Raw genomic sequence first — 20,858 nt, forward strand, 5'->3', positions numbered from 1 at the left:
CCACATCAAGTAATACTATGTGTGGCAATATTGCGAGACAATTTTAAGGGTTATTAAGCTTTTTGTGAGGGAGTGTATATATAATACATGACCGAAACAAAAAGTGAAAATTCCCTTAAAAGTGTCCGCCAAGATTGCCACACTAAGTTTTACTTATCGCATACACCTTTTGACATGCCCTAGTAAATAACTCTAGCAAGTCTTCTTTACTTAATTGATAGATACTCTCTTTTAATCTCATCTTATAAGGTGCTACATCATAAGCTTCAAATAGCTCATCTTTCATATCAGTAAAGTAGGCTTTTCTAAATATCTGCCCTATTGCCCCTACTTGAATATTATTTCCTACATTGATAAAATTTTGTCTTTTTTCAGGCGTATTAGATACATTCTTATCCCCAGCATGATTTTTTTGTGTTATCCATGTTTCTTTTACCTTTTGCATATCAAAACCTACTTTAGCTTCATCATATACAATAAACCAAAACAATTCATGTATATAATCAGTCTCTAGTGGGTCTTCCCAAACACAATTAAATCTATCTATCTTTAACTCATCGCTTGTTTCATTCCTTGCAATATAGCTATTTGGATTCTTAGAGAAAACTACATTTAAAGAGTCTAGCCCTTGTGGTGTTTGATTTATAGGGTCTTCAAGCCTTGTCCTTGTTATAACCCCTTGTGCTTCTTTAATCCATACTTCTAAATTATCTGTAAAAGTTTCATTACTCATATTTTTTACTGCTTCGCTAAAAGCATGTGTAAAGGTCATGCCTTGTTCTACACTCTCTTTTTCGATAATAAGGCTTTCTAGTGTTTGCAAATGTGCTTCATCTTTGCTTTGTAAGAATGGATAAGCACTTATATGTGTAGAGAGTATTTGATAGCCAACAGGGGCATAACCTATTAGCGTCTGCTTTTGTGTGTAGTTTATTCTTTGTGTATCATATAAATCTTGCAATTCTTTCTTTCTCTTTTCAGTGATAGTTGTATGCAGCAAAGTCATATTATTATCATTTTGTGCGATTTTAAATAATTCCTGCCATACAAAGCCTATAACATACATAAAGCTTAATTGTTCTGTATTCATTGTTTGCAAGTTAGGTAAAAGACTTGTGAAATTTATGCTTTTAGGTGTGTTTTGTGGTGTGGTAGTTGGTGGTGTAGGATTGATTATTGTTTGTTTTTCAATAACCTTTATTGCTACCGCCCTTCTTATACTCTCATTATCTCTTATGCCCTCAATAGTTAGCATAGTATCACCTTGAAGATTTGCAGTGATTTCTTTTGTAGCTTCATTGAAACTTGCAATAGTATCATCTTGCATATTACTTGTATAACTTGTAGCATTTGTGATAATCTCTATTGTTTGTGTAGTCCCTACTTCTAATTCTAGCTTTTCAGGTTTTATCCCCAAAGTTAAAGGCAAAGGCGGCGGCGGTGTTGGTGTTACTTGTGGTGGAGTAGGTGCAGGTAAAGGAATACCAGCAGTTACATCATTAGGCTGACTTGGTTTAGTAATAGCTTCATCATTGCCATTTCTTAATTCAAAATACACTATATCTACATGCCCTTTTACAAAGCCTTCTCCAACAGATATATTGACTACTTCATTAGGATTAAGTTTAAATACGCCAAACTTTACCTCGCCACTTGTGCCTAACAAATCCCCATCATACGCCCCACTAGAGAGTTTTACATTTTGGGTTTCACTTCTATATCTATATTGCCCACTTCCCCAATCCCAGCCACTAGCCCAACCTCTAATAGTCCAAGTTCTATAGTTTTGATATTGTGTGATTGTATCATTTTGGATATTTAATCCAGCATTAGAGCTAAGATAGCTTCCAAAGGTAGAAGGACTAGCAACACTTGCAGGGGGATTATGTTTATAATCTCTTCTTTGCAGTCTAAAGTTATAAAGTTGTGTGTTATGGTCAGTATTATCATCTATTTGCCAACCATAAACTGGATTACTCCAAGTGCTATCATAATAATCTCCCCAACCTTTTGTATTAGTCCCATACCCATGCCCCCCAACACATAGCACAAAGACTACACAGCCATTACTCCCAGCTTGAAATATGCCATTTTCTCTATAGCTTTTACATACAGGGGCATAATAATCACTAGGATTTACACTCTCATTTTCAAACTTTAAAGTTTTAAAGACACTAGGCTTTTTTGGTATCCATTCTGTCTTTATCTCTGTGTTTGGTTTAAACTGACTTGTATATTCATCTCTTGGTTTAGCAATAGTTGAGACTTGTATTTTTTTATCCATATTTATCCTTTCTTTATGTTTGCAAAGCACAACTAGATTTTTAAGGTTGCATTATGGCTTTATGAGCTTTAAGCCTTTTTTATAGTAGGAGTTACCTTAAGCAGTAATGACTACTATAAAAAAGGCTTAATCTCTTAAATGTATAAATATTTCCTTTCTCTCTGTGCGGCAATATTGCGAGGCAATTTTCAATGTTGTTGAGATTTTTGCGAGGGAGTGTATTATACATACATGACCGAGCAAAAATTGATAACTCATTGAAAAGTGTCCGCAAGATAACGCACCTACAATAAAATATATTGACTAGTAAGCATTCTAGTTTCATGTGTCCTATACATATCTCTCTGCAATTCCCTAATCTCACTCTCATACAATCCCCTATAAAATCCCACTTCTTGCAAAGCATTTTGACTAGGCTTTTTTTGTAATAATAAATACATTGCATAAAACAATAAAGCATTATTAGCAATAAGTGGCAGATTAAAGCTATCATGCTTATCTACAATCTTGTAATAACAATAATAAGTCATTACATAATCCCCAGCATGATTAAACACAATCTTATCATTACTAATACTCACATACTCACCACTTGCTATATGCTTTGCTTGATATGCCCTAAGTATTGGTATCTCTTTTTTGTTTCTTATTACATTCTTTACATCTAAAAAGTTTGTAGGCAAGTCTTGTATAAAGTCTTTTTCTACCTTATATTCTTTTTGTTGTAAAAATAGTCGTAACACCCTTGCTAGATTCACATAGCTAAGGTTAAGGCAGTCTAGTATTTCTGTATCATTCCACTTTTGTGTAGCTTCATCATGCAGCCTTGAGCGGATTTCTAAAAGTAGGGTAAAGACTTCCATTTTCTTATTAAACCTTTCTTGTTAGAGATTTCACTTTGATTATACATTTAAGAGAATTAGCCTTTAGTAATAGCTAGTCATTATCACTTAGATAACTCCTAGCTATTACTAAAGGCTAAAACTATTAAAGCCATAATGCAACCTTAAAAATCTAGTTTGCTTTTTGCAAGGCTTTATAGCCTTGCATTCCATTTTCTTATTTCCCTTTTAAAACACCTTGCGTTGTCTTTTGGTCGCTTTTAAGGGATTTGCAAGTGTGGATTTGTTGCTACGCAACTGCATCTGCATAAAAGTCTGCGGTCATGTATTATATATACACTCCCTTGACTTTTATTTGAAAACCCTTAAAATTGCCTCGCAATATTGCCGCACTCAATTATGTATGAATTCTTTAGCTACTATGTATTCCAACATAAACGCCAAATTACTCTCTTGTGCCACAAAAAGCTGTGCTGTGCTTTTCATTAAATAGCTTGTTAATTCATAGTTTTTTACAAACTCTTTAAATAGCACTTCAAGTCGTGGCAATACTTGCAATGAAAAGTCATAATTATCAAGGATACTTTTACTCTCTATGCGTATTCTTCTTATCATTGCATCTCGTATTTCACCTGTATAATTTTGCATGATATATTCAGTTACAGCCTTTGTGTCTAGATTCTTTGCTAGATACTCTTTTACCGCTTCATTGACTTGATTTCTATCTAAGTTTATAAGATTGCCTAAGCCATATTTATTGATTAAAGCTTGTCCTATATCATTATAGAAACTCTCACTTGTGAAATACTCATCTTTAATGAATTGCTCGTGCATAATATCTAATATATTTTCATCACTTATTTTCTCATCTACTTCTGCTTTTAAAACTTTGAATTCCTGCTTTGTAGATTGCAATTCTTGCTGTGTAGTTTCATTTGCTTGAATCATATTTTGTATTAAATCAGTTAAACTTGCCATACTAAACCTTTCTTATTTTAAAAACTCTGTATATTTTAATCTTTTACTACTAGCATAATCGCAGTAAAAAAGCTAAGTAAGCCAAATATAATAACACCACTTGCTAATATTTCCATTTACAGCTCCCCTATTTCTTTGATAATCTTTAGTATTTTCCTTTGCAACACAATTACACCTACTCCAAGCAAGACAACACCAAACGCACATAAACCTAAAAACCACAAATTAAGTTCAGTCATCTTAGTAAAAACAAAGCCTACTACTGCCAATAGCGAAGTAAGTGCGAAGTTTCTATACACTCGCAATTCATCAAGCCTTGCCTTTTTCTCATCTAACTTAGACACAAACAACCTTTAATATTGCTTCTTTATCCATTTGCAAACACCTGCCTTTTATTTTCTTTGCATGGATATTACTTGATTTTAACTTAACTTGCAATAAAAGACTTAAACCAACATGAAGCTATGTGTAAAGTTGTTTCAAAGTATCACACACTAAGCTAGATTAAGTTCTTTTTTAATCTCTGCTAGATACACTTCACCTGCTTTATTATAACTCCACCTTGCCTTATAACCCCTTGTATCTAAATGCACGAATCCCCTAAACTCATCGGCTGGATTTATGCTTATTGCAATACCAAAGGGCTTGTCATTATATGTTTTTAATACATGCTCGAATACCTTTTTAGTAGGAATGCCTTTTACCACAAAATCCACTGCATCACCTGCTATATGCCTTGACTTTGAAGCTCCACCTATCTTTTTATTATGTGTAGGACAGCGATAACCGCTATTTATAGTAATAGGGGCGTTAAAATGCTCTCTAATCTCTACTAGCGTGTCGATTAACTCATCTGTTGGCATACTTTTTGGCAACTCACATTTACCGCATTTGCATTTAAACTCAGCTTCTTTAAAGTATTTGTTCTCTTTCATTTTATTCCTTTATAACTAAAATTCAGTTTTGGCATTTCATTTCAAAGATTATGACTAAAAATAGCTAGTCATTATCGCTTTGTCATGTTGAGCGTAAGCGAAACATCTAAAAAATAATTCAAAGCTTTTTAAAGACTAAAACGATTAAAGCCATAATGCAACCTTAAAAAGCTAAACACAAAGCATAACAAAGCTATAAATAAATTCAAATGTCGGTTAAAACATCGTTATATTCCTTTTTGCATTCAAAAATGGACTTATTCCAAAGTAAGTCGTTATACTCTTTCCTTGATTACTCTCTTTATGATATATCGTTACTTCTATAAAATCCCTATTTGGCGTATCAGCTACTGCCACAAATTTAGCAAATGGGTTATTAATACTATATTCCCCATCTGTATATGCAAAACGAGTATTTGTGTCAAAATACCTGCATACATCTGTTCTTACTATTGCTTTTATAGTCTCTTCAAAGCGATTGCCATTAATAAAACTAGGCGGCACAACAATTTCCCCCTCTATTGCTTCAAAATGTGGCACACAAGGCGTTCGTATCTCTTCTGTTGAAAATATATTCGCTGTATAATGCACACTATGCTTTCTATCTTTAAATCGTATCCTAGCCTTTGCCTCTTCTCTTACTAGCCATTTATAGCATTTATAAGTCTGTGCGATAGGTTCTGTTTGCTTTATCTCTACTGCCTTATTTGTCCCTACTTCTTTTATACTCTTATAATATTTTACTTCCACTCCGCCATAATTCCATACTTCATATTCACATTCATAGCTTTTATTTACATCTACAATCCTTCTTCCATGCTTTACAAAAGCATTTGCCCTTTTTTTTGTAACACTTTTTCATTTACAATACTCACAAATCTAGTCACTATGATGACCTGCAAAGCAAAGTGTCTAACACTTTAGAATCTAAAAAGATATTTCTCCCTTTTAAATGCTCAATATAACAGAAACTACATCCTAGATTCTACAAACTCATACATATCAGCAACGATAGCCTTAATGCTGCATTCACCACTGATAATATATTGCAGAAGATAAACCAAATAGAAAATCTAATTTCTACTTTAAAAATTGATGGCGAGATGGTTAAAGAATAGTGCAAGATTATAGCACAAATCTCAGGTCATGTATGCCCATAGCTATAAACAATTTTGCAATACAATGAGTAGTGTTTGTGGATTAAACAGCGTTTTATTTTATGTTTTAACAATAAATTGCTATCATTCTACACGAACAATAAATTTAGCTAAGGAAGTGTAATGTATCGCTTTAGGTGTTTTTATGCAATATTTGCGTTTTGTGCAATGTTTGCCATGCATTCTGTGGGCTTATACGCGGAAGATAAAACAATTGTTGTAACAAGACAAACAGACAATATCCCAAATATTCAAGTTGTAAGTAGTGATGGTGCTGATAATACCATGGCAATATACAAAATGTTGGTGCAAGACTTAAAGACACTTGGACATTTTAATGTATATTATGATGATACCTTGAAGACTGATATTTTGCAAAATAATCTTGCACTGCAGGATTATAAAAATAAAAATATGAATTTTATCGCACAAGTTTCACAAAAGAAAAAAGGTGGTAGTCTCATAGCCACCCTTAGCCTATATGAGTATGCAAGTGGTAAGACCATCACAACAGAATATAGAGAAGATGAGATAGAACGCTATCCATTTATCGCCCATGCTATGGCGAGCTATCTTAATGATTATATCAAAGCACCAAATGCTGATTGGCTAAATCGTTATGTCGTTTTTTCAAATTATGTTGGTTCTGGTCGTAGCAATATTCTCATTGCAGACTATACCTTTACCTACCAAAAAACTATCATCAGTAATGGTCTCAACATGTTTCCAAAATGGGCAGATAGTAAGCAAGAAGAATTCTACTACACACTCGTAACGCATGAGGCGACCATATATAAATATAATATGTATAGTGGAAAAAACGAGAAAGTCATCTCAAGTCAAGGCATGGCGGTAGTGTCTGATGTGTCAAAGCATGGCGATAAGTTACTATTATCACTTGCCCCAGTTGGATTAAGCGATATTTTTTTATATGAAATAAAGAGTAAAAAGCTAACACAACTCACAAGGTATTCAGGCATTGATGTCAATGCACATTTTACCAATAATGAAAAAAGTTTTGTATTTGTATCTGATAGACTTGGGTATCCAAATATTTTCATGCAAGATCTTATGCCAAACGCCAATGTTACACAAATTGTATTTAAGGGACGCAACAATAGCACACTATCAACTTTTGGGCAATATATAGTGTATTCTAGTAGAGAAAGTGATGAAGAGACAGGGCTAAATGTATTTAATCTCTATTTAGTTTCAGCCCATAGCGACTATGTTCGTCGTTTGAGTAAAATAGGTACAAATAGAATCCCAGCATTCTCTCATGATGGAGATTCTATTATGTTTTTACGCCAACAAAAAAATGAACAAGCAATTGGCATTATCCGATTATCAATTAACAAAAGTTTCCTTTTTCCACTAAAAAATGTAAAAATTCAAGCGTTTGATTGGTAATTTTTTTGTTTTTTTGATAGAATAGCAAAACATTTTTTTGAGATTTAAGGAGATATCATGAAGTATTTGAAGCTTTCAAGTGTTTTACTTGCACTTTTTTTTGCGGTTGGCTGTGGTAGTAAAAGTGTAGAAAAGGATGGCAACACCACGCAGAAAACTACAGAGGTGCAACAAGAAGTTGATGGTCAAGAACCTGAAGAGGCAGTGGCAAATCCGGGTGGTGCAGGTTTGCCTGAAGGTGGTTTTATGCCTGATGGTGCTGTGAGTGGGGGAGATGGTTATGATGGCAGTGGTGATTCTGATTCAAGCGATCCGTATGCAGATAACAATGCTGGTGAAAATGGTATGTCTGGAAACTCCAATGGCGATACTGAAGAAGAGTATGCCGGAAATAATGAGGGCACAGCATATGGCGATGCTATCAAAGTAGATTCTCTCACTACAATTTATTTCGACTTTGATAGATATGACATTAGATCTGATATGAAAGACTATGTAAGAGCAAATGCTGATTTCATAAAAGAAAAAAATATTAAAGCGGTTGTATTGCAAGGCAATACCGATGAGTTTGGTGGCGATGAATATAACACAGCGTTGGGACTAAAGAGAGCCATATCAGTGCGTGATGCGCTTGTATTACAGGGGCTACCAAGAAATATGTTCTCAACAATTTCTTATGGTATGCATAAACCTGTGTGTAGAGAAAAAACTGCTGAGTGCTATGCGAAAAATAGACGCACAGATATAGTTGAGAAGTAATAAAAGTAACAACTTGGCTAGGGTTTTTGCAATGAGATTTAAGAGGTCTTTGTTAGCATTTGCTTCATTATCTGTATTACTCTATGCCGAACCTTCGGCATTTGAGTTGCAAAGTGGTGCTACAAAAAAGGATATGCGAGACCTTAAAGATATTGCAGATTTTACTCGTTCTGTTATTGGTGATTTTCAAAATAAAATTGTGAATCTGGAGCAAGCGGTTGATGGATTAAAAACCGTTTATGAAGGTATGAGTGCGACTTCAAGACAAGATAGCATTACAATTAAGAATCAGATAGATAAAATCCAAAATATTCAAGATATTGTAGATTCTTATCAAATGTCGCAAAAATCTCAAGCAGAGCTTGTTAAAAATTTGAAAGCCCAAGTTGAAGCAAATACAAAAAATATTGAGCAGATTAATCAAAAAATTGATAAATTGTCAGAAGCTTTTTTGCAAGCAAATGATGAGATTATAAAACAAATCCAAGTATTGAGCGAACAAGCCTTAGCATTGCAAAATAATATACAAGGTATCCAAAATCAGCCAGTCATAGATTCTATGCAAACAAGCAACAATATGCCAAAACAAGCGTATAATTTTTCACCTGATAATAGCAAGAATCTGAGTGAAGCAAAGAATCTCTTGCGTAAAAAACGCAATGAAGAAGCGAAGGCTTATTTTGAATATCTTATCGATCAGAAATTTGCAGTAGCAGAATCAAGTTATTATATCGGTGAGATATACTATGCAAGAAAAGAGTATAACGAGGCATTGCCTTATTACAAGACAAGTGCTAGTCTTGATAGTAAGGCGAGTTACATGCCGATTTTGCTATGGCATACCGCATGGTCATTTAAATATCTAAATGATTCAGATAATTATAGAAAATTTTTGCAAACCTTGGTTGCCTTGTTCCCCGAAAGCGAACAAGGTCGTAAAGCCCAAGATATTTTATCAAAATAGGAGATACATTATGATAGAAAATAACAATGTTGTGTCAATTAATTATGAAGTGCTTGATTCTCAAACAAAGCAGACAATTGATAGTAGCAAGGATAACAAACCGCTTGAATTTATTGTCGGGCAATCTCAAGTCATTGAGGGTTTAGAGCAACACATAAAAAACGCAAAAGTGGGTGATAAGCTAGAATTTAGTGTTGAACCTGAACTTGCCTATGGTGTGCGTAATCCAGAGCTTATGCAAGAAGTTGGCAGAGAACAATTTGGAGATATTGAGTTAGAAAAAGGTATGACTTTATTTGGTCAAGCTGAAAATGGTATGCCTGTGCAAGTCATTGTTGCGGATTTTAACGATACTTCTGTGCTTATTGATTATAACCATCCATTAGCGGGGAAAACTTTAGATTTTAGGGTTGAAGTGCTAAATGTAAGAGAGGCTACTGATGATGAGATTATAGCAAGTATGGGGGGTGGCTGTGGTTGCTCTAGCGGTGGCGGTCATGGACATGGCGGAGGTGGCTGCTGTGGCGGTGGCGGGGGTGGCTGCGGTTGTAGTCATTAAGCACACAGCATAAAGAATGACGCATAGAAACCGCTTATTTACATTACGCAAATAATAAAAGGCAATAAGATGTCTCGTAAAAAGATTTATTTTATTAATCTTTTGCCAATTATACTTATCAGCATAAATTTGCGTGCTCCCATTACTTCAGCTGGTCCGATTGCAAATTTACTTCAAGACTACTACGGACTTAGCTCAGCACAAGTTGGATTATTAACTTCACTACCATTACTAGCATTTGGAATAGTTTCATTTTTGGTTGCAATATTTCAGCCTGTAAGGGCAATGTTTTTTGGACTTTTGTGTATAATTCTTGGTGAAATATTGCGTTGTGTTGGGGGCAACACAGCCTTATTTGTCGGCACGGCAATCATGGGTTCTGGTATCGCTATAGCAAATGTTTTATTGCCGAGCTTTGTAAAGGCAAAGTTTCCCAGAGAGATTCCAAAGATTATGGGGATTTATAGCTTAGTATTAAATATTTCCGCTGCATTAGGGATAATCGCTATATTCCCATTGACACATGTTTTACCACTACCTTTAGCATTTAGTTGCTGGGTCATATTAGCCATTCTTGCGTTTATAAGCTATCTACCGCAAATCAAAAATCGCAGAATCTTTCGCTCAAAGCAAAGCTACACAAAGATAAACTCACTATTTGCAAATATAAATGCATGGAAAATCACTCTATTCATGGGCTTACAAAGTGCGATGGCATATAGCTTTTTTGCATGGTATCCAAGTTTGCTGATTGACTTTGGCTTTGAAAAGGATTTTATCTCTCGCATTATGACATTCACACAATGCGTTATTATCCCACTCTCATTTATCATTCCGTTATGGCTGCATTCTCTGCGTCAAAAAATGCGAAATATTTTTATTGTTGTCATTTGTATGCTTTATGCGGTAAGCTATTTTTTGCTACTTATTTCACATGAAGTATGGTCGATTATACTCGCTTCTGTTTTGATTGGTATTCCACTGGGTGGCGTTTTTAGCGTTGCTTTACTTTTTATTTCAAGCAAAAGCGCAAATGTATTCATAGCAACTAAACTCTCAGCCATGTCGCAAGGTATAGGCTACCTTATGGCTTCTCTTTGTCCATGGATTATTGGAAAACTCCATGATACATATCATAGCTTTACTTATGCAATTTTTATGCTTATTGTTCTAAGCTTATTGTTAAATATTGTTGGCTATTACGCACAAAGAGTTGTAGTTGTAAAATGAAACAATAGCATTTGTTAATTGTGCTAATTTGCAGTATTCATTTTTTATGTATTTGAGTTGTTGAGATTATACAAGAAAAATATTTTAAGTTTTGATATTTGAAACTCATGATATTTTTTCATATTTACCATTATTAGATATAATCATCGGCTTAATCCAAAAAATTGGGTTAAATCCGTATTTTTTAGGAGTCCGTTATGAAAGTTCGACCATCGGTCAAAAAAATGTGCGATAAATGCAAAGTCATTAAACGCAAGGGTGTGGTTCGCGTGATTTGTGCGAATCCAAAACATAAACAAAGACAAGGATAAAAAATGGCTAGAATTGCTGGTGTAGATTTGCCAAAAAAGAAAAGAGTAGAATATGCACTCACATATATCTATGGTATTGGGCTTAAAAGCTCAAGAGATATTTTGAATGCTGTAAATATTTCTTTTGATAAGCGAGTTCATGATCTCAGCGAAGATGATATTTCAAAAATCTCCAAAAAGATTCAAGAAAGTTATATGGTTGAGGGTGATTTACGCAAAAAAGTAACAATGGATATTAAGGCTCTTATGGATTTAGGTAGTTATCGTGGTTTAAGACACAGAAAAGGCTTACCTGTGCGTGGGCAAACAACAAAAAATAATGCTCGCACAAGAAAAGGTAAGAAGAAAACCGTTGGTAGCAAATAAGGAGTAGCGTATGGCAAAGAAACAAACAAATGTTAAAAAAAGAGTGGTAAAAAAGAATATTGCTCGCGGGATTGTGTGCATCGCTGCTTCATTTAACAATACAAATGTAACAGTTACTGATGAAATGGGTAATGTTTTGTGTTGGGCTACTGCTGGTGGATTAGGCTTTAAAGGTAGTAAAAAATCTACGCCTTATGCCGCACAACAAGCTGTAGAATCTGCTTTATCTAAAGCAAAAGAACATGGCATTAAAGAAGTGGGCATTAAGGTGCAAGGTCCGGGTAGTGGTCGTGAAACTGCTGTAAAAAGCGTTGGTGCGATTGAAGGTATTAAAGTGTTATGGATAAAGGATGTAACGCCATTGCCACATAATGGTTGTCGTCCGCCTAAAAGAAGAAGAGTATAAGGGAGTGTTGCATGGCAAGATATAGAGGACCTGTAGAAAAGATTGAAAGACGACTAGGCGTTTCTCTTGCACTGAAAGGTGAGAGAAGACTAGCTGGTAAAAGTGCGCGTGAAAAAAGGGATTATGGTCCCGGACAGCATGGCATGAGAAGAGGTAAAATATCTGATTATGGTTTGCAATTACGCGAAAAGCAAAAAGCAAAGTTTATGTATGGCATTAGTGAAAAGCAATTCCGCTCTATTTTTAAAGAAGCGAACAGACAAGAAGGAAACACAGGTGAGAATCTCATACGATTGCTTGAGTTACGCCTTGATAATGTTGTGTATAGAATGGGCTTTGCGACTACAAGAAGATTTGCAAGACAGCTTGTAACACATGGGCATATCTTAGTTGATGGCAAACGAGTAGATATTCCATCATTCCAAATCAAGCAAGGACAAAAAGTTGAAGTAAGAGAAAAAAGTAAAAACAATGTGCAAATTGTGCGTTCTCTTGATCTTACTGATCAAATTGGTATTGTGCCTTGGGTTGATATTGATAAGGATAAAAAGTTTGGTATTTTTACGCGCAATCCAGAAAGAAGCGAAGTTGAGATTCCAATAGAGGAGCGTTTAATCGTTGAGCTATACTCAAAATAATACATAAGGTGGTTTAGTATGAAAAGTATAAAGGTAAGACCATATATTCCAGAAAAACTTGAGATAGAAGAAATTGCGCCAAATCACATTCGATTACACGCATATCCGTTTGAACCCCATTATGCTGTTACGATAGCTCATCCTGTCCGCAGATTGCTACTATCAAGCTCTGTGGGATATGCGCCAATAGGTATAAAGATTGAGGGTGTGCGACATGAGTTTGATACTGTGCGTGGAGTTGCTGAAGATGTAGCACCATTCATTGTGAATATTAAAAACTTGAAATTCAAAGTAAATGAAGATATGCAGCAACACGAAAAATTTGAGTTGCATTATGAGTTTAATGGTCCAATGGAGTTGCGTGGTGAGCATTTAAGCAATGAAAATATCACGGTATTAAGCACGGATTCACATTTAGCAAATATTAATAGTGATGCAAAGCTTAAATTCTCTATTTTAATACATAAAGGTTTAGGATTTGTAGCGAGTGAGACCATCCGTGAAGAAATAGGTAGTGAGTATATACCACTTGATGCTGACTTTACGCCGGTAAAAAGGGCTGTGTATGACATTGAGAATGTTTTACATGAAAGTAACCCTAACTTTGAAAAGATTGTATTTGAAGTAGAAACAAATGGGCAAATTGAGCCTATGGAAGCTTTCAAAGAAGCAGTTGCTATCATGCACTCTCAAATGAGTGTGTTTGGTGCAGAACTTAGTGATGTGCCAACAAGCAATGGTCGTTTAAATGGTGATAGCCCAGAGTTAAAGGTATTACTATCGAGTGTTGAGATACTCAACCTAGAGCATCGTCCAAGCAATTGTTTGCAGAAGTCAAATATCAAATACATAGGTGAGTTGGTATTGATGAATGAGAGTGATTTAAAGAATATTAAAAATTTAGGCAAACGCTCATTTGATGAGATTACAGCAAAGCTAAATGAAGTTGGCTATGCGGTTGGTGCGGATTTACCACATGAATTAGCTACGACTTTAAGTAAGCGTTTGGCAAAATTAAAAGGACAAAATTAAAAGGAATAATATGCGACATAAACATGGTTATAGGAAATTAGGCAGGACTTCTTCTCATAGAAAGGCATTGTTAAAGAATCTAAGCATCGCCCTTATTGAGCATGGTAGAATAGAAACAGGTGTATTTAAAGCAAAAGAGTTACAAAGCTATATTGAAAAGCTTGTTACTGCGTCAAAGAATGCGGACTTTAATACACATAGATATGTATTTGCTGAATTGCAAAATAAGAAGGCAACTAAAAAATTGATTACAGAAATAGCTCCTAAGTTTTCTGCAAGAAATGGTGGCTATACTCGTATTCAAAGAAGTGGCATTAGAAGAGGTGATGCTTCTACATTGGCTATCATTGAATTTGTTGAGTAAAAACTTGTGCTTATTGCAGTAAGCAACAAGCAATGTATTAGCTAATCTGGTGTGTTGGATAGCAATATTTAACACACAAGATTTCTATCTTCTATCCCCAAAGTAAAAATTTCAAGTTACAAACTCAAATTATCCTTAAATTTATCCCCTAGTGTCTTTAATACTATAAAAGGTGTATAAACATGATACTAAGCATGGCATACTATAGATTCTAATGTTATCTGTTGTTTCCAAATGATTATAAGATGGTTTTATAAAAGTAGATTTTAATCTACACTAAACTTTCATTACAACGCAATCACAATTTATGCAACTTGCCATCAACTACCATATATTTAATCTTCCCATATAGTTCTAAACCATGATAAAGACTTGTAGAATCTAAAACTTCAAATTTTTCCTCCAAATCAACGATCATAAAATCAGCATCTCTTTGTGTAGCAATATGTCCTTTATTTAGTCGCATAAGCTTACTTGCATTGCTACTTGTAAGCTTTACTAAATCTCGCATTGACAGAATCTCTTCTTTCACTAGCAAGGTATATGCAAGGCTAAAAAAGTATTCAATACCAGATACACCCTCACTTGCATATTCAAATACTTGCTCTTTATACTGCTTTGAGACTTCTTGCTGCATACTTGTTAGAAGAGAAACTTTGCCCTCTTGCAATCTTTTTACAAGTTTTTCTTTTTTACTCCGAGTAAGCAGGGGTGGGGTCATTTTGTAGCGTGTATCATAGGTTTTTATGCTTTGTTCATTAAAGATTAAATGTGGGAGTCCAACTTGTGCGTGCATGTTTTTTTCATGGCAAATCATATCGAGTGTATGGGCTATATTCATAGACATAAAAATGACTTCAATATCAAGGAATTTTGCCATTTCTTTTATCTTTGCAACTTCTTTAATTTGTCCTATCGGCGTTATCATAGGTAGTCCAAGCCCCCTTGCAAACGCACTCTCATACGCCACACCTTGCTCGATATTGAAATCAAATGCAAATACACAAAGTGGTAAATCAAGCATTTTAGCATATTGCATACTTTGATATAAGAGATTAGACCCAATCGCAGAATTACTAAAAATTGCCTTTGCATTTTTATTAAGACTATGCAATGTATCGATATTGCTTAGTCTAGATTCTGAATCTGTGCTTGCAATAAGTGGATAAATATTTACACTATTGTGTGAATTAATGCTTTCAATAAGGGCATTCATAGCTTCATTATCAATGCTTGGCTGTGTGTATGGATTAAGAAAGATGGTAGAGATACCGCCATAAAGTGCCTTATTTGCAAGTGTGTGTATGGGCTTTGCCCCAAGCTTTTTATCAAGTGGAAATACATTAATATCAATACAAGCTGGCAATATCGCATACCCATTGCAATCAATCTCTTCGCATTCTCGCAAATCATCTCTAAACGAAATAGAATCTTGTATAACCTGTATAATCTTGCCATTTTGCACATACACACTGCCTTGCACAAAGCCCTTTTCATCATCAAATATTTTCGCATTTTTAAAACATTGTATTTTATCTTCTTGCATATCTATCCTTTCATTAACTCATAAATAAAGAAGTATCACCCAAAATGATTAAGATTCCAATGCCAATTAAAAAGATACCACATATTTTTTCAATAATTCTTAATTGCTTTTTTGCTTTTCGTATGAGATTTAATCCCTTGTCTAAAAAGAGAGCTAATAATAAAAAAGGGAGTGAAAGCCCGGCTATAAAAGCTAAACTAGCGTATATAGCAAGTCCCTCATTCATAGAAGCAAGCAGGGCAATAGAGCTAATAATAGGACCAGAGCAAGGCGACCAGCCCGCCGCAAAACCCACGCCTATAATAAATGGTGCGATAAATCTTAGAATCTTATGTTGTTCTAGCTTTTGTAGGTTTAATTGCTTTGTTTGATTAAGCATTGCAATATGAAAGATTCCCAAAAAATGGATACCAAAAAGGATAACAATACCGCCAGAAATATATCGCACAATGGGATAATTAAAAAAATTATCGATAATTTGAAACATGGCTAAAAAAAGCAAAAAGAATACAAGCCCAAACCCAAAAACAAAAAGCATTGCATTGCGAAACATACTAAAGCGAGAATACTTTGTCTCATCATGTAGCACACTCCCAGAAATATAGCTCATATAAGATGGTATAAGCGGCAGAATGCAAGGTGCAAGAAAGTTTAGAATCCCACCCAAAAAACTTGCAATAAGCGGTAATTCAAAAAATATTTTTTGTAAAAAGTCCATAGAGTTAATCCAAATAGCTTATAAATATAGTATAGAAATAAAATTATACTCAATGTCTTAGAATATCTACAACAAATGTGAAATTTTCTAGAATTGCTTTGAAGGATTCCAAATAGTGCTTTATAGATATTTCATGTAGAATTCTTGCACATTTGCCATCAAACTTTAACTTTTTAACCCACAAGAAAACATTTAACCACAAATACAAAAACACACTAACACATAAAAGCCTCAATAAATTTAACAATGGATGAAAGCATACTAAAAAGCATTTAGCAACGATACATAATAAATTAAAAATGATGAGCTTTGTAAGTATGGCGGGGATTGGTAGTATTGCTGTAATGGGAACTGGGATTATAAAGCTAAAGTGAATATACAAACACCATAAAAAATCAAATAAAATTGCTCGTTTTGGCAAGGAATATATAAATAATCAATATAAAGCAAAAATCACTGACATTAAAAACTTTGGTGACAAAACCTTACAAGCCGTGCAAAATATGAGCGAGTTAATCACTAGAAATAAAGATGATTTAAAATAATAGCACATATAACAAGATAATAAAACAAGCATAAACGCCAACAAAGATTTATCACAACTTGGAATAAATCATAATGACTGGGTAAAATGGATTGGAAAACACAGTTACAAACTTTGCTAGATAAATCACAAGATAAAATATTTGATGATCTATCTAGTGATGTATTGCATGAAGCCTTACAGAATTTAAGTATGCGGGGCTAACTGCTAATCAATTGAGGGCTTTAAGTGGTGGAGTAAAAGAGTGAAGCGGGCGGAGTTAATGATAAAGGCTTAAAAGGTTTAAATCATGTGCAAAACGCTTTTAACAATGCTTTGCAAAATGTAGCAAGTAGTGAAAATATTAATAAGGCTACATAAGTTAGGAAAAGATTTTGCAACAACAATGCGCCAATTCGGTGACTTTCTTGTGGATTCTGCAAGTGGAGTCAATAAAGCCTTAATCATTCAGTCTTAATTTAATAATCTAACATTTGCAATACATGCAAAACAAGGCAAACAAGATTTTAAAACTTAATACACATGCAAAACATATCTTAACACTACTTACACAACTCAATCATACATTTATACAAGTTAATCATACGCTAATCATGTTTTTAATGTTTTATTACCTTCTTTTATGTTTTGGAATGCATCTTTTAATCTTTTGTTTGTTGGTAATGTTACATTGCAGGTTTTGTTAAGATTGTATCAAAACTTTAATATTTTTGTATATATGTAATTCCAATTTGTATCAAAGCTTTAATTAATTCGTAATTTTGTATTGCTTAGTTTATAACACTTTGTAAAGTGAAAATGTAATATATAATCACTGGATAAAAATCATATAAAAAAGGCTTAGATTTTAAGTTGTAGTAAGGGTATTTTAAAGGGTTAAATCTTTAGAATATGTGTTATTTTACTTGTAATTTTTGATTTAACCTTAAAAGGTTATACAAAAGGCTATACAGAATTATAAAGGGGTGTTTGAAGCTTGAAAAGTGTTATATCTGTAATTAAACATTAAGTGCCGATGTAATGGTGAATTTCTTAAATACAGATAGCTTCACACTTGGTGCGTATGTAGGCTTTGGGCTTGGCTATGGTATCACTGGATTAACTGGCGAAAAAATGATAGTTGATACTTTGAGTAAAGAACAGAATTACAATGGATTCAATATTCCTATAAATGTAGGTATCGCAGCGACTTTTGCAGGATCACATAAAGTAGAAATCGGTGCAAAAATCCAAGCCCTATCAGCTGGATATAGCTCAAAGACTAAGAATGATAAAAGCGAAATACTAATGAATACACATGTGATTAATGTAGGTTATTCTTACATTTTCTAATGTTTTATAGGGCATAACCTTTATTTGTTCTGCCTTATTTTGTTTCAACCTATTTGTTCAGTCTTACAACCTTACATTATTAAAATTCCATTCCCACTTTTAAAGTGGGGAATCTTTTGTATTTCAAACTTGCTTTTTTATATTGATTTAGAGATCAGATTCTCAACCATTCGGGTGGGTGCAGGGCGTAAGGGTGCAAAACAACACGACTTTAAAATCTATATGTGGTATGATATCCATTTGGAATATTGCAGTATTTCAAACCTGCTTTAGCTTAAAAAAAAAGGGGGGGGGGGGGGAATATTTGGGCCAAGCCCACCTTTTTATTTCAATTTAGAATATACAAACGCTTGACAATGAAAAAATGTCGGTTAGAATTTTGAGATGGAATCTAAAACCCGTTTTCACCCTAAACCCTGTCTCACCCAAATAAGACAGATTCTAAAAATCTTAAAGTATGCCAAGCCTTAAAACAAAACATTAACTGCGAATTGCCAATACATACCAAGTGTTGTGCTGTGTTCTTGTCGTAAGAGTTGTTGAGCGAAGACTTTATCCACACTAGGTGGTAAGGTTACTGTAGAATCCATTTGATACCACCTTTGACTTTTAGCACTTGGATCACCTGCGATTTGTATAGGCATTTTCACACCGATGTCAAATCGTATGTTGTTATAAGCATAAAGACTTGCACCAAATCGCATAAACGCACCAGCCCCAGCTAGATAGAGTGTATCATCTGCTTTTAGCGTTACGCTGTCTTTGGTTGTGTTATTATAGGTTCTGCTATCATAATGCCCTAAGCTATAGGTGATAAACTCATAGCCAATACCACCATAAGCACCAATGCGTAATGGAATCATCTTTTTATAATCACTCAAAGTTCCCACCAAAATATGTATAGGTATATTTGCACCAAAGTCAAAGCCAACAGAGTAGCTTAACATAAAGGCATTATTTGAGATATTTTCTGCAAAGTTTGGATTCTTATTAAACTTAATTTCTTGATATTGTCCATTATTACCCGGTGCGGATACATAGAATCCATCACGATAGCAAATATTTGTAAGACCGGGCATTTCATCTGCACCGCATTTACGCAGATTCCCATCACGCACATTTGATTTTGATATAGAGCCAAGATCGACTTTATTAGAATAACTCGCACTGATATAACCACGCAGGGTAAAAATCCCCATTTTATCAAAGGTTACTTCCGTGCCGATATAACCGCTTGTAATGTCTTTCACGCTACCACTATACTCGCCAAGTTGCGTTTGTGAGTAGTAATAGCCGCCTTTTTCATTTACACTTGAAGTGTTTTTTGTCATTTGATTTGTAGAGTTTGTATGAAGTGAGCCTTCCCCTATGCTTTGCCCTATCCCAAGAAAAAACTGATAGCGAACCGCCCATGCAGACTCTATACAGCAAAAAATCCCCACAATGATAATAAAAACCCCTCTTTTTAAACCACTCATTCTACTCCCCTTATACACTCTTTTTATTAAAAATAGGACAAATATCACTTGACTCTAGCTTTGTGGTGTCAAAAAAGTCCTTTATAGATTCTCTAATTAAATGATAATCCTTTTCATTATTGACAAACTCCCTGTATTTGCTAGAATCTTTCTGCCCTTTCGCATAGGCATGTAGGTTTTTTCTAAACATAATAACCCCTCTTTCGCCATAAAACTCAAACATAGAATCTAAATGCTTTAATACTAAATCTTTCTTCAAAGCAAGTGGAAAGTCATTTGTTTTAGCCTGTATCTGCCAGAAAATCCAAGGAGATTTCAACGCAGCCCGACCAATCATCGCCCCATCTGCATTCGTGATTTGCATGACTTTTTGAAAAGATTCTAAACCATCTATCTCGCCATTTGCAATCATGGGGATTTTCAAGTTTTCTTTCATCAAAGCAAGGCTATCATAATCGATTTTATCCTTTTTATACGCATCCATTTTTGTCCTAGCATGCACTACGCAGTAATCCACACCGCTTTCATTAATCGCTTCTGCTAAATCTAGCGGTATCTTTTTATCAAAGCCTAGTCTAACCTTTACGCTATATACCTGCTTATTGCCATATTTGCGAATGATTTGTAGCAAAGATACAAATTTATCTAAATCTTTTAAAAGCGCACTGCCATTGCCATGATTTGCCACCTTTGGAGCGGGACAACCGCAGTTAAAGTCAATAATATCCACCCAAGAGAGTTCATTAATCTTTTCAACTGCCCTTTTTAGAATCTCTTCTTTACTCCCTGAAATCTGCAGGGAAAAGGGCGTCTCATTCGGGCTTTTTAATGCCATTTTTAGCGTTTTTTCATTCTCATAAACAAGGGCATGGGAGCTTATCATCTCACTCACGGTAATATCTACACCAAAATCTTTTACTACCTTTCTAAAAGGCACATCGCTAAAACCAGCAAGTGGGGCAAGTATCAGCAGGGGAGCTGGAAGCTTTTTTGTTTGTTTAAAAG

At 34.6% G+C, this 20,858-nt stretch carries 22 protein-coding genes; 12 read left to right on the forward strand and 10 right to left on the reverse strand.

Annotated elements, in window-relative coordinates; genetic code table 11:
- Positions 1–142: 142 nt before the first annotated feature.
- The 6 genes from XJ32_RS01565 to XJ32_RS01590 all read right to left on the reverse strand — a co-directional run bounded on the left by XJ32_RS01565 (position 143) and on the right by XJ32_RS01590 (position 5,789).
- Positions 143–2,284, reverse strand: coding sequence for a hypothetical protein (locus tag XJ32_RS01565; protein WP_077388132.1), 2,142 nt, complete (start codon positions 2,282–2,284; stop codon positions 143–145).
- Between the two features lie 284 nt (positions 2,285–2,568).
- Positions 2,569–3,147, reverse strand: coding sequence for a phage adaptor protein (locus tag XJ32_RS01570; protein ID WP_077388133.1), 579 nt, complete (start codon positions 3,145–3,147; stop codon positions 2,569–2,571).
- A gap of 372 nt (positions 3,148–3,519) precedes the next feature.
- Positions 3,520–4,104, reverse strand: coding sequence for a hypothetical protein (locus tag XJ32_RS01575; RefSeq protein WP_077388134.1), 585 nt, complete (start codon positions 4,102–4,104; stop codon positions 3,520–3,522).
- Positions 4,105–4,220: 116 nt separating this feature from the next.
- A complete protein-coding gene (locus XJ32_RS01580) occupies positions 4,221–4,448 on the reverse strand; it encodes a hypothetical protein (protein ID WP_020995862.1) in 228 nt (75 codons plus the stop codon).
- 150 nt (positions 4,449–4,598) lie between these two features.
- On the reverse strand, positions 4,599–5,039 hold the full coding sequence (locus tag XJ32_RS01585; RefSeq protein WP_077388135.1) for a D-Ala-D-Ala carboxypeptidase family metallohydrolase: 441 nt from the start codon (positions 5,037–5,039) through the stop codon (positions 4,599–4,601).
- Between the two features lie 216 nt (positions 5,040–5,255).
- A complete protein-coding gene (locus XJ32_RS01590) occupies positions 5,256–5,789 on the reverse strand; it encodes a hypothetical protein (protein WP_077388136.1) in 534 nt (177 codons plus the stop codon).
- Positions 5,790–6,319: 530 nt separating this feature from the next.
- On the opposite strand from XJ32_RS01590, the gene tolB reads away from it, so the two are divergent.
- The 11 genes from tolB (at position 6,320) to rplQ (ending at position 14,235) form a co-directional block, all read left to right on the forward strand.
- Entirely contained in the window at positions 6,320–7,606 is a 1,287-nt protein-coding gene (tolB, locus tag XJ32_RS01595; protein ID WP_005216965.1) for a Tol-Pal system protein TolB, read from the forward strand.
- Positions 7,607–7,663: 57 nt separating this feature from the next.
- Entirely contained in the window at positions 7,664–8,365 is a 702-nt protein-coding gene (locus XJ32_RS01600; protein WP_254422416.1) for an OmpA family protein, read from the forward strand.
- Positions 8,366–8,396: 31 nt separating this feature from the next.
- Complete coding sequence (locus XJ32_RS01605; RefSeq protein WP_077388137.1) at positions 8,397–9,329, forward strand: tetratricopeptide repeat protein; 933 nt, start codon at positions 8,397–8,399, stop codon at positions 9,327–9,329.
- A 10-nt stretch (positions 9,330–9,339) separates the two neighbouring features.
- Complete coding sequence (locus XJ32_RS01610; protein WP_034564942.1) at positions 9,340–9,888, forward strand: FKBP-type peptidyl-prolyl cis-trans isomerase; 549 nt, start codon at positions 9,340–9,342, stop codon at positions 9,886–9,888.
- Between the two features lie 69 nt (positions 9,889–9,957).
- On the forward strand, positions 9,958–11,118 hold the full coding sequence (locus tag XJ32_RS01615; RefSeq protein WP_077388138.1) for an MFS transporter: 1,161 nt from the start codon (positions 9,958–9,960) through the stop codon (positions 11,116–11,118).
- Between the two features lie 197 nt (positions 11,119–11,315).
- Entirely contained in the window at positions 11,316–11,429 is a 114-nt protein-coding gene (gene rpmJ, locus XJ32_RS01620; RefSeq protein ID WP_005216958.1) for a 50S ribosomal protein L36, read from the forward strand.
- A gap of 3 nt (positions 11,430–11,432) precedes the next feature.
- Complete coding sequence (rpsM, locus tag XJ32_RS01625; RefSeq protein ID WP_004088490.1) at positions 11,433–11,795, forward strand: 30S ribosomal protein S13; 363 nt, start codon at positions 11,433–11,435, stop codon at positions 11,793–11,795.
- A gap of 10 nt (positions 11,796–11,805) precedes the next feature.
- The gene (rpsK, locus tag XJ32_RS01630; protein ID WP_004088492.1) at positions 11,806–12,201 is read left to right on the forward strand and encodes a 30S ribosomal protein S11; all 396 of its coding nucleotides are present in this window, start codon (positions 11,806–11,808) and stop codon (positions 12,199–12,201) included.
- An 11-nt stretch (positions 12,202–12,212) separates the two neighbouring features.
- Positions 12,213–12,839, forward strand: coding sequence for a 30S ribosomal protein S4 (rpsD, locus tag XJ32_RS01635; protein WP_004088493.1), 627 nt, complete (start codon positions 12,213–12,215; stop codon positions 12,837–12,839).
- 18 nt (positions 12,840–12,857) lie between these two features.
- Complete coding sequence (locus XJ32_RS01640; protein WP_077388139.1) at positions 12,858–13,871, forward strand: DNA-directed RNA polymerase subunit alpha; 1,014 nt, start codon at positions 12,858–12,860, stop codon at positions 13,869–13,871.
- A 10-nt stretch (positions 13,872–13,881) separates the two neighbouring features.
- A complete protein-coding gene (gene rplQ / locus XJ32_RS01645; RefSeq protein WP_004088500.1) occupies positions 13,882–14,235 on the forward strand; it encodes a 50S ribosomal protein L17 in 354 nt (117 codons plus the stop codon).
- Positions 14,236–14,533: 298 nt separating this feature from the next.
- On the opposite strand, the gene XJ32_RS01650 is transcribed toward rplQ, so the two are convergent.
- Positions 14,534–15,781, reverse strand: a complete 1,248-nt coding sequence (locus XJ32_RS01650) for an amidohydrolase family protein (protein WP_077388140.1) — start codon at positions 15,779–15,781, stop codon at positions 14,534–14,536.
- 13 nt (positions 15,782–15,794) lie between these two features.
- Entirely contained in the window at positions 15,795–16,499 is a 705-nt protein-coding gene (locus tag XJ32_RS01655) for a cytochrome c biogenesis protein CcdA (RefSeq protein WP_077388141.1), read from the reverse strand.
- Positions 16,500–18,063: 1,564 nt separating this feature from the next.
- On the opposite strand from XJ32_RS01655, the gene XJ32_RS01660 reads away from it, so the two are divergent.
- Entirely contained in the window at positions 18,064–18,375 is a 312-nt protein-coding gene (locus XJ32_RS01660) for an outer membrane beta-barrel protein (protein ID WP_077388142.1), read from the forward strand.
- A 467-nt stretch (positions 18,376–18,842) separates the two neighbouring features.
- On the opposite strand, the gene XJ32_RS01665 is transcribed toward XJ32_RS01660, so the two are convergent.
- Both XJ32_RS01665 and XJ32_RS01670 read right to left on the reverse strand, forming a co-directional pair.
- A complete protein-coding gene (locus tag XJ32_RS01665; protein ID WP_077388143.1) occupies positions 18,843–19,853 on the reverse strand; it encodes a hypothetical protein in 1,011 nt (336 codons plus the stop codon).
- A 10-nt stretch (positions 19,854–19,863) separates the two neighbouring features.
- Positions 19,864–20,826, reverse strand: coding sequence for a tRNA dihydrouridine synthase (locus XJ32_RS01670; protein WP_077390033.1), 963 nt, complete (start codon positions 20,824–20,826; stop codon positions 19,864–19,866).
- Positions 20,827–20,858: the final 32 nt, after the last annotated feature.

The organism is Helicobacter bilis (genome assembly GCF_001999985.1).
GTDB classification, from domain to species: domain Bacteria; phylum Campylobacterota; class Campylobacteria; order Campylobacterales; family Helicobacteraceae; genus Helicobacter_A; species Helicobacter_A rappini.

Coding starts and splice junctions, on each gene's coding strand:
- rpsD (WP_004088493.1), top strand. CDS start 12,213: ATGGCAAGATATAGAGGACCTGTAGAAAAGATTGAAAGACGACTAGGC.
- XJ32_RS01610 (WP_034564942.1), top strand. CDS start 9,340: ATGATAGAAAATAACAATGTTGTGTCAATTAATTATGAAGTGCTTGAT.
- XJ32_RS01575 (WP_077388134.1), bottom strand. CDS start 4,104: ATGGCAAGTTTAACTGATTTAATACAAAATATGATTCAAGCAAATGAA.
- XJ32_RS01655 (WP_077388141.1), bottom strand. CDS start 16,499: ATGGACTTTTTACAAAAAATATTTTTTGAATTACCGCTTATTGCAAGT.
- rpmJ (WP_005216958.1), top strand. CDS start 11,316: ATGAAAGTTCGACCATCGGTCAAAAAAATGTGCGATAAATGCAAAGTC.
- rplQ (WP_004088500.1), top strand. CDS start 13,882: ATGCGACATAAACATGGTTATAGGAAATTAGGCAGGACTTCTTCTCAT.
- XJ32_RS01605 (WP_077388137.1), top strand. CDS start 8,397: ATGAGATTTAAGAGGTCTTTGTTAGCATTTGCTTCATTATCTGTATTA.
- XJ32_RS01570 (WP_077388133.1), bottom strand. CDS start 3,147: ATGGAAGTCTTTACCCTACTTTTAGAAATCCGCTCAAGGCTGCATGAT.
- XJ32_RS01665 (WP_077388143.1), bottom strand. CDS start 19,853: ATGAGTGGTTTAAAAAGAGGGGTTTTTATTATCATTGTGGGGATTTTT.
- XJ32_RS01660 (WP_077388142.1), top strand. CDS start 18,064: ATGGTGAATTTCTTAAATACAGATAGCTTCACACTTGGTGCGTATGTA.
- XJ32_RS01585 (WP_077388135.1), bottom strand. CDS start 5,039: ATGAAAGAGAACAAATACTTTAAAGAAGCTGAGTTTAAATGCAAATGC.
- rpsK (WP_004088492.1), top strand. CDS start 11,806: ATGGCAAAGAAACAAACAAATGTTAAAAAAAGAGTGGTAAAAAAGAAT.
- rpsM (WP_004088490.1), top strand. CDS start 11,433: ATGGCTAGAATTGCTGGTGTAGATTTGCCAAAAAAGAAAAGAGTAGAA.
- XJ32_RS01565 (WP_077388132.1), bottom strand. CDS start 2,284: ATGGATAAAAAAATACAAGTCTCAACTATTGCTAAACCAAGAGATGAA.
- XJ32_RS01650 (WP_077388140.1), bottom strand. CDS start 15,781: ATGCAAGAAGATAAAATACAATGTTTTAAAAATGCGAAAATATTTGAT.
- tolB (WP_005216965.1), top strand. CDS start 6,320: ATGTATCGCTTTAGGTGTTTTTATGCAATATTTGCGTTTTGTGCAATG.
- XJ32_RS01615 (WP_077388138.1), top strand. CDS start 9,958: ATGTCTCGTAAAAAGATTTATTTTATTAATCTTTTGCCAATTATACTT.
- XJ32_RS01600 (WP_254422416.1), top strand. CDS start 7,664: ATGAAGTATTTGAAGCTTTCAAGTGTTTTACTTGCACTTTTTTTTGCG.
- XJ32_RS01640 (WP_077388139.1), top strand. CDS start 12,858: ATGAAAAGTATAAAGGTAAGACCATATATTCCAGAAAAACTTGAGATA.